The sequence below is a fragment of the Sporomusa sp. genome, assembly GCF_057736855.1.
In genome coordinates this window covers 1-8877 of record NZ_JBYKYF010000118.1, presented here as the reverse complement: position 1 = coordinate 8877, position 8877 = coordinate 1, and the positions used below count along the sequence as shown (strand labels likewise).

General features: G+C 45.8%; 8 protein-coding genes. All 8 read right to left on the bottom strand.

Going from position 1 to position 8877, the window contains the following annotated elements; translation table 11 throughout:
• Positions 1-90 precede the first annotated feature (90 nt).
• Positions 91-1806 (bottom strand): phosphoenolpyruvate--protein phosphotransferase, encoded by a 1716-nt coding sequence (gene ptsP, locus AC29Z1_RS09330; protein ID WP_488271187.1) that lies wholly within the window; start codon positions 1804-1806, stop codon positions 91-93.
• Positions 1807-1809: 3 nt separating this feature from the next.
• The gene (locus AC29Z1_RS09325; RefSeq protein ID WP_488271186.1) at positions 1810-2076 is read right to left on the bottom strand and encodes an HPr family phosphocarrier protein; all 267 of its coding nucleotides are present in this window, start codon (positions 2074-2076) and stop codon (positions 1810-1812) included.
• Between the two features lie 54 nt (positions 2077-2130).
• Positions 2131-2541, bottom strand: coding sequence for a dihydroxyacetone kinase phosphoryl donor subunit DhaM (dhaM, locus tag AC29Z1_RS09320; RefSeq protein WP_488271185.1), 411 nt, complete (start codon positions 2539-2541; stop codon positions 2131-2133).
• Complete coding sequence (gene dhaL, locus AC29Z1_RS09315; RefSeq protein ID WP_488271188.1) at positions 2542-3183, bottom strand: dihydroxyacetone kinase subunit DhaL; 642 nt, start codon at positions 3181-3183, stop codon at positions 2542-2544. It abuts the gene before it with no gap.
• Between the two features lie 17 nt (positions 3184-3200).
• Positions 3201-4199: a dihydroxyacetone kinase subunit DhaK gene (gene dhaK / locus AC29Z1_RS09310; RefSeq protein WP_488271184.1), complete on the bottom strand. Its 999-nt coding sequence runs from the start codon at positions 4197-4199 to the stop codon at positions 3201-3203.
• 234 nt (positions 4200-4433) lie between these two features.
• The gene (locus tag AC29Z1_RS09305) at positions 4434-6494 is read right to left on the bottom strand and encodes a sigma 54-interacting transcriptional regulator (protein WP_488271183.1); all 2061 of its coding nucleotides are present in this window, start codon (positions 6492-6494) and stop codon (positions 4434-4436) included.
• Between the two features lie 155 nt (positions 6495-6649).
• The gene (locus tag AC29Z1_RS09300) at positions 6650-7312 is read right to left on the bottom strand and encodes a sigma-70 family RNA polymerase sigma factor (protein WP_488271182.1); all 663 of its coding nucleotides are present in this window, start codon (positions 7310-7312) and stop codon (positions 6650-6652) included.
• Positions 7313-7697: 385 nt separating this feature from the next.
• Positions 7698-8877 (bottom strand): replicative DNA helicase (gene dnaB, locus AC29Z1_RS09295; RefSeq protein WP_488271181.1); only part of this gene is annotated, 1180 nt, incomplete at its 5' end.

The window sequence follows — 8877 nt, the reverse complement described above, 5'->3', positions numbered from 1 at the left end:
GACAGATGATCATAATAAATAAAAAGGCTATCGACAATACTTTGTCGACAGCCTGGACAGCCTGCTAATACACGCAGGCTGTCTTAGTTTTTACGTGTTGCCGTTAATAAAATTTTCCATAAGCACACGGATATCATCGGCATCTTTGAGACTAAGAGCAGTAGCCAGCAATTCCTCGATTTGCTGGTCATTGAGTGCCCGGATTACTTCTTTCACCCTGGGAATCGAGGAAGCACTCATGCTAAGTTCATCCAGTCCCATGGCCGCTAAGAGCGGTGCCGCCAATGGATCTCCTGCCATTTCGCCGCAGATACCGACCCAGATTCCTTGCTCATGTCCGGCTTGGACAACTGAGTGAATAAGCCTGAGAACTGCCGGATGAAAATGACTGTACAATGAGCTAACTGCGGGATTGCCGCGGTCAACTGCCAGGGTATACTGGACCAAGTCATTTGTACCAATGCTAAAGAAGTCACACTCTGACGCTAGTTCTCTGGCAGTAATAGCCGCCGCCGGGGTTTCGATCATAATACCTAACGGTACATGGGGAGCAAACGGTTTGCCTTCGGCGGTAAGCTCAGCGGCTGCCTGTTTTATACATGCCTTGGCTGCAGCAATTTCGGCTGCACTGATAATCATGGGCAGCATAATGGCCACATGTCCAAAAGCACCTGCCCGTAAAATGGCTTTTAGCTGAGTGATAAACAACTCTTGCCGCTTCAGGCTGATTCGAATCGCCCGCCAGCCCAGAAACGGATTTTCTTCTTTAGCTATCTGTAAATAGTGTAGAGGTTTATCACCGCCGATATCCATAGTCCGGATAATGCATAACTGCTTGCCGCACTGAACTGCCACTTCTTTATAAGCAGCAAATTGTTCTTCCTCCGTAGGCGGGGTATCACGCCCCAAAAACAAAAACTCACTTCGAAATAAGCCAACCCCCTCGGCGCCTTGCATAAGTGCAGCCGGCATATCGGCCAGCGAGCCAATATTGGCTGCTAGTTGCAGCTTTCTGCCGCCAAGGGTAACCGCAGGTAAAGCCGCCAGATTGTTATCCTGACGTTTTCTGGCGGCTTCGGCTTCAGCTTTACTGCGATACTCCGCCACCTGGTCTGCCGACGGCTCGACAATGACTTGCCCGGTACTACCATCCATGATAACGGCAGTACCATTGGAAATGCGGTCTATTACCTCGCCCAAACCAGTGATAGTTGGTATTCCCCGTGCTTTAGCGATAATTACTGTATGCGAGGTAGTGCTGCCCTGTCCTAATAGTATGCCGCATACTTGATCAGGCATGCTGGCAGCTACTGAGGGCTCAATCTCTTGGGCACACACGATCACTGACTTATGTCCGTACTCAATATGACTTACCCCCAGCAACAATCGTACCAGCCTCCGGCCTATGTCCCGCACATCAACAGCCCGCTCCTGTAAATACGGATCAGACATAGCCTCAAACATAACAGCAAACTCTTCTGTTGCTTCCAGCACGGCCTGCGGTGCGGCTATGCCCTGCCCGACTTTTTCAGATATTTTGACAGCCAGCCCCGGATCATTAACCATGGCATGATGCGCTTGCATAATATCTGCCTGAGTTGTTTTTCCTTCCGCTTGAGCTATCTCTTTTACCTGCAAAATTTCAGCAGCAGCCGTTTTTATGACCTCAGCGATTTTTTCAGCCTCGACTTCAGGTGTACCTTTGCTATATGCTGTCAATTGGCCCATCCAGTCACCTGATAATACTTTAACTGGCGCAATCGCAATCCCGGACACTACCCCGATGCCCTTTACCATCTCTTTCATGGTCTAACCCTCACCAAAATTATTGTCAACCAGTGCCTGCAATGCGGCCACACATTCTGCCTCATCCGGACCATCGACCAGCAGCGTAAATGTAGCTCCCTGCCTCAGCCCCAAACTCATTACCGACAAAATACTTTTGGCATCAGCTGTTTTTTCTCCGCTCTGGATGGTTACTTTACTGGCAAAGGCCGACGCCTTCTGAACAAGCTGCGCAGCAGGCCTAGCGTGCAGTCCGGCTGAATTTTTTAGCACCAACTCAATTTGGGTCATATATATTCCTCCAAATAGTTAAGGGTTTTTTCTTGTTCGAATCTGGATCTAAAGTTATCTGATAAATACGCTCAGAACTTTTTTTAAGTTTCTGGCCGCTTCAGCCGTAGCCAGCACACCAGCCAGCGACTGACCAGTAGAAGCATCAACGGTAGCCGCAATGGTTCCTTCCAAAATAGGTGCATCGGCAATGGCTACTCGGGATTTCGCCTCTTCATCAAGCATATCTATAGCCAATTCGGCACTAATAACAGCGCTGCCCAAGTCAACCATGAGCAATACGCCGTCACCAGTATCGGCGGTTTCGATGGCTGCCCGGATTTTTAAGGCATCGGTACCGATACTGCCGTCAGACATGCCACCGGCAGCTATCAGCTTCTGCCCGGAAACTGCCATTTGGCTGGCCAGTTCGCATATGCCTTCAGCAATTTTGGCGCTGTGCGAAACTACAACAATTCCTACCATCTACCTAGCCTCCTGATATTGCTGTTTGGCAAAAGTAGTAAGAGCCTTAAGCATTAGATAGGAAGAAGTTGCACCAGCATCCTGATGTCCGAGACTGCGTTCCCCCAAATAGCTGGCCCGCCCTTTGGTCGCCACAATGGTTTTGGTGTATTCCACGCCGTTGGCTGCAGCTTCTGTAGCCAACTCCAAACATTGCACCAAATTCTTGCCTTCGGCCATAGCTTGTGTAAAAGCTTCATATGCCGGCTCAAGTGCATCCAGCATGGTTTTTTCGCCACGGACGGCTTTTCCGCGTTCTTTAACCCCGTCAATAACAGCCTTAAACATGGCTGCTATCGTATCAACATCCAGCGTGGATTTGCCCTGCAAAACAGCGCCAGCCCGCATAAAGGCAGTCCCATACAACGGCCCGGAAGCACCACCTACCGTGGATATCAGAGTCATGCCAGTCATTTTAAGTACACTGCCCATATCCTCCGGATTGGCGGTAGAAAGCTTACCGCGCACAGCTTCAAAACCACGCGCCATATTAATTCCATGGTCCGCATCACCAATGACTGCATCCAATTCAGTTAGTTTTTCTTTATTTGCAATGATTACGTCAGCCAAAGCTGAAATTGCCGCAATTACATTTGCCATAATAAACTCCTTTTCTCTGCTTAGAATTGTACAAGTGCCGGTGTATCTGCTGGCGCTAACAGCAACTCTTTGAGCTCGTCATCCAGCTTTAATACGGTAACGGAAAAACCAGTCATTTCCAAAGATGTCATGTAGTTGCCCACATACGTTTTAGCAATTTTTATATTTTTCTCGGTAAGCATGGCTGCGACCTTGCGGTTAACGATATATAGCTCCATAAGCGGTGTTCCGCCCAGCCCGTTGATCATTACCGCAACTTCATCTCCAGCACTTACCGCTATATCATTCAAAATCTTATTGACCAGATGCTCGGTAATTTCATCAGCCGTGCGGATATTCTCGCGATGGGTTCCTGGCTCTCCATGAATCCCCATCCCAATTTCCACTTCGTTATCAGCCAAGGTGAAACTAGGTTTGCCGGCAGCCGGAACAATACAAGGCGATAGCGCCATTCCCATGGAACGAACATGAGCAATGACCTTTTCAGCCACTTTTTGCACCTCAGCCAGATCTGCCCCAGTCTCAGCCTTGGCTCCTGCAATCTTATGGACAAATATAGTACCGGCAATGCCGCGTCGGCCAGTAGTCCAAGTACTGTTTTCTACAGCTACGTCATCATTAACAACGACTTTGGCAACAGCAATCCCATCAGCCTCCGCCATTTCGGCCGCCATTTCAAAATTCATAACATCGCCAGTATAATTTTTTATAATTAACAGTACCCCTTTGCCGCCATCAACAGCCTTAATGGCTTCATATACCTGGTCAGGTGTAGGCGAAGTAAATACCGCGCCCGCAATAGCCCCATCGAGCATCCCGCGTCCAACATATCCGGCATGAGCAGGCTCGTGGCCACTGCCGCCCCCAGACACCAAAGCCACTTTCCCCTTTACCGGTGAATTGGCCCGCACCAATACGTTAAAGTCTTCTACCCGCTTCAAATACTGGGGATGTGCCAATACGGCCCCTTGCAGCATTTCCTCAACCACTTGCTCTGCATTGTTAATGACCTTTTTCATTCCTTACGCCTCCTCATGATTACTATTTGTCCTTTTATCAGCAGCTACTCCCAATTAATGCAAAAAATATGCCAAAATTAGTTACTGACCATAGTAATCGACATACTCCTGAATTATAAGGAGGCAAGACTCACAAAACAAACAAAAGCACCATAATAAGCATGGCGCTCTTGTACAAAATTATCAGTTTTTCAGATTGGCATTGATACTTTTTACCAATTTGACCATTTTTTATCAAGATACCGTTTTGACAATCCCATACTTTCTAGCCTTGGCTGCTACCGTTTTATGCGTCAAGCCCAGCACTTTGGCTGCGGCATTAAAACTTCCGTATTTAGCCAATGCTCTGCTTATAATTTCTTTCTCATATTCCGCCCATGACAAGATGGTTTCATCCCCAGGAGAAACAGGCCACAGACTATGACTAGCTGCAGATACATTAGCAGCTTGCTCAGTGCTTTCTCTAAGATATAAAGGTAAATCTGCGACTGTTAATACCTTGCTGTCGGCAAGGGTAACCATCCGCTCAAGAACATTTTCCAGTTCCCGTACATTCCCTGGCCAGTGATATGCCATCAGACCAGCAAGGGCTTCCCTGGAAATTCCGGAAATAATTTTACCTTGTTCGACACTTATTTTCTGTAAAAAGTAGTCTACCAAGAGCGGTATATCTTCTACTCGCTCCCGTAGCGGCGGCAGAAGAATGGGTATAACATTGAGCCGATAATACAAATCTTCCCGGAATTCCCCATCTGCCACCATTTGCCGTAGATTGCGGTTGGTAGCGGCAATGATTCGGACATCCACCTTGATCACGGTTTCACCGCCTACCCGGGTAAACTCTTTTTGCTGCAAGACTCTAAGCAATTTAGCCTGCATACTCTTATTAAGCTCACCAATTTCATCGAGGAAAATCGTTCCCTTATCAGCCAGACTAAACTTACCAGGCTTTTGACGAACCGCACCAGTAAAAGCACCTTTTTCATGGCCAAATAGCTCACTTTCCAGCAAATTATCGGGAATAGCCGCACAGTTGACTTTAATCAGCGGCCCTGAGGCACGGCAACTGGCATAATGAATCCCTTCGGCTACCAATTCCTTACCGGTGCCACTTTCCCCAGAAATTAAAACAGTAGTTTTACTGGCAGCCGCTTTAGCGGCAATGGCCAAAGCCTCACGGACTTTGCCACTCTGTCCAATAAACGTTTCAAAAGATGGTCCTGGCTTTTTGGTCCGCCGCAGTTCCTGTTCCAAATATTCAGCTTTGGCAGACATTAAATTCAATTTATCGATGAGTTTATGTACTTCATTGACACTTTTAATAACCGATACTGCCCCGGTGAGCTCGCCGTCTACCAGAATTGGACTGACATTGGCTACCAGCGTCACCCCATTTGCTTTCTCTATAATCTGTCCAACAGCAGGCTGTGCTGTGGTCAGTACCCGGCTGCGCACACCGTTTGGCGAAATATTGTGGACATTTTGGCCGATCAGGGTTTCAAGTGGTTGCTGTACCAGCTCAACATATGCAGGATTAGCGTAAGTTATGTAACCAGCCCGGTCAACTACACAAATACCGTCTTGCACCGATTCCAACACCAACTGTAATCGTTCTTTAAGTTCTTTCACAGCTTTTAGCTGACCAGTCACTGCTTCCAAAACCGATATATCCTCAAAAATAGCCATCGTACCCCGCATTTGCCCATCGACAATAATCGGAGTTCGGTTAGTTAGGATGGTTTTCGAACCGATAGACTGGCGGCATCCAATTTCCGCCTCTTTGGTCTTAGCAATGATATGCAGCCGTGATCCGGGAATCATTGATTGTGCTTTATTGCCAATGGCCTGGGAAGCCGGAATACCCAAAATACGCTCAGCCGCCGGATTAAAGATGGTAATCACATCATGTTCATCCGTAACAATCAGACCGTTAGCCATGCTGGCAAAAATCTGCTCAGCTGTTAACACATTATCCTGCAGTACATTATCCACCTGATTCATAGTAGCCGCATCGGTTGGCAAAAAATCGCTTTCTAAGAATTCGGCCATTTCAGCAGCCGCTTCCTCGGCTGCCAATCCCTCCGCTTCTACCCACAAACAATCCCCCTGCTTGACACGCAAGGATAGCAGTGGCATCATACTGTTTGCCGGAACAGGCGCGCCATCTGGACGCCGGAAATACAACTGGACTTTTCTTCTAGCTTCAATTTCACATGACTTTTGTACGATCATAGCTGCCACCCGGGCATGCAACCCCTTGTCATGGGTGATAAGAGCCTGTTTTCTACTATCCATGACCGCTCCTCCAATGCCACAATAATCCTACCTTTAATTCTACCGTAACGATCATACCTGCGTAAAGCAGACGGACAAAACAAAGGTAAGCCATTCCAAGCTCTTTTTCATATCCAAGAGGCTCAGAATGGCTTACCCCATAAATAATCATCGAGTTAAACGGTAGCACTAAGCAGTCTAGATCGTACTCGATTCGAAGTATTTGACTTTTTACAGAAACTTCTCCATTCGCCAAGGTGTAATGCCATCTTCTTGCGCGCTCTTTGGACAGCATTATCAACCACCTTTTCCTGCAAATTCAGAAGCTGTGCAATTTCCCGTTGTTTATATCCTTCTATATACAGCTCAATCACTTTTTTCTCCAACCGTGACAAAATATTTGCCATTTTATCATAAATCTTAGTGACTGTCTCTTTTTCAATAATCACGTCAATAGGGTCATCAGAAGAATTTTTATTCAGCATACCCTGTGCCTCTAATTGACTGTTGGTGTTAGGGGACTCAGTTATGGTACTTAATGAAACGGCCTCATTTAGAATATAGTGCTTTTTACGATTATGCATGGTAACTGCTGATTTAATAGTATTTTTTATATTCAACTCGGCAATCAGACGAAAGGATTTTCCACGTTCTTCATCATAATAGCGAACGGCCTTATACAAGCCAATTAATCCCCATTGGTACATATCGCGGTAGTCACCACCAGGTAAATAGTAAATTTTCACATAGCGTAGGATTATTTTATTATATTGAGCTACTATTTTTTCAAACTCTTCATTATTAATTCTTCCGTCATTATGAAAGCACACTGACAGCATCCTACCTACTCCTTGTTATTTCAATTTTATTTATCCAAAATACCGCTCATAAATTGACTAATAAATTTTTATATTCTCTTTTTTCATTACATGCAAAATTCATGCCAACTTATTTTGGGCCATTTTATCAGTATTTGTCAAGCAGGTGGTCTGCAATTTTTCGTCATAATGTACAAAATTGTACACCAGTCTGTCAATTTTTGTACAGATAGTGTAGCATATTGCAATGATGCTCACACGTTATATGATTGTATCACTCACCCAATGCAAATGCGCAGGCGAAAAGAAAACTGCCTTATCGGCAGGACAAAAACAGATCTGAGAGTTGCAAACTAACAAAGGAGCAGTGGCTATGAGCACGCCTGCTGCTCCTTTAATAGTAATTCTACCCCGGCATTCTTGATAAATCACTAAATTTAGTAAACTGTTTATGAAAGAATAGTTGGACACTGTCAACAGGACCGTTACGGTGTTTTGCTACAATAATATCTGTGATATTTTTCCGTTCGGTGTCAGGTTCGTAATAATCTTCCCGGTAAATAAAAGCAACAATATCAGCATCCTGCTCAAGCGAACCGGATTCTCTAAGGTCACTGAGCATAGGTTTCTTAACCTGACGGGATTCAACACTACGACTAAGCTGGGATAGGGCAATGACAGGTACTTTAAGTTCACGGGCCAAAGCTTTTAGCGACCGAGAAATTTCGGAAATTTCCTGTTGACGGTTTTCACTGCGGGAGCCACCTGAGCTTCCCTGCATAAGCTGGAGATAGTCGATAATAATAAGCTGTAAATCATGCTCAATTTTGAGCCGGCGGGCTTTAGAACGCATCTCCATAACCGAGATACCGGCGGTATCATCAATAAAAATGGGGGCAGCCGCCAAACGGTCGGCAGCGCGTACCAGCTTGTCCCAGTCACTGTTTTCTAATTCCCCGATTCTAAGACGCTGCGCATCAATCGGAGCTTCCGCACACAGCATCCGCTGTACTAACTGCTCTTTCGACATCTCAAGACTAAAAAACGCAACTGCTTTCTTTTCCTTAATGGCGATATGCTGGGCAATATTAAGTACAAATGCTGTTTTCCCCATACTGGGACGTGCAGCAATCAAAATAAGATCAGAAGGCTGCAGGCCTGAAGTCAGCTTATCTAAGTCTTTAAAGCCGGTTGGCAAACCGGTGATCCCGCCTTTGGAAGAATACAGTTCCGAGACTTTATCAAATACGTCAAAAATGATATTTTTAATCGAAGCAAATTCCTGTCCCACTTTGCGATTTGAGACTTCCAGAATCATTTTCTCGGCTTTGTCCATGATTACGGATACTTCTTCATTTGCTTCATAACCCATACTAGCCACCTGGGTTGCCGTATTAATAAGCTGGCGTAATAAGGCTTTTTCTTCTACAATCCTAGCATGGTACACAACATTAGCGGCTGTCGGCACACTGTTAGCTAACGCAGTTACATAGGCAATTCCGCCAGCACTTTCTAGCTTTTCGTCCCGGCGTAACACTTCCACGACGGTTACCAAATCAACCGCTTCATTTTTATTAAATAACTCC

What these genes read in the sequence shown, in the direction of transcription:
- ptsP (WP_488271187.1), bottom strand. Translation starts at nt 1,806, where the DNA reads ATGAAAGAGATGGTAAAGGGCATCGGGGTAGTGTCCGGGATTGCGATT.
- AC29Z1_RS09305 (WP_488271183.1), bottom strand. Translation starts at nt 6,494, where the DNA reads ATGGATAGTAGAAAACAGGCTCTTATCACCCATGACAAGGGGTTGCAT.
- dhaM (WP_488271185.1), bottom strand. Translation starts at nt 2,541, where the DNA reads ATGGTAGGAATTGTTGTAGTTTCGCACAGCGCCAAAATTGCTGAAGGC.
- dhaK (WP_488271184.1), bottom strand. Translation starts at nt 4,199, where the DNA reads ATGAAAAAGGTCATTAACAATGCAGAGCAAGTGGTTGAGGAAATGCTG.
- AC29Z1_RS09300 (WP_488271182.1), bottom strand. Translation starts at nt 7,312, where the DNA reads ATGCTGTCAGTGTGCTTTCATAATGACGGAAGAATTAATAATGAAGAG.
- AC29Z1_RS09325 (WP_488271186.1), bottom strand. Translation starts at nt 2,076, where the DNA reads ATGACCCAAATTGAGTTGGTGCTAAAAAATTCAGCCGGACTGCACGCT.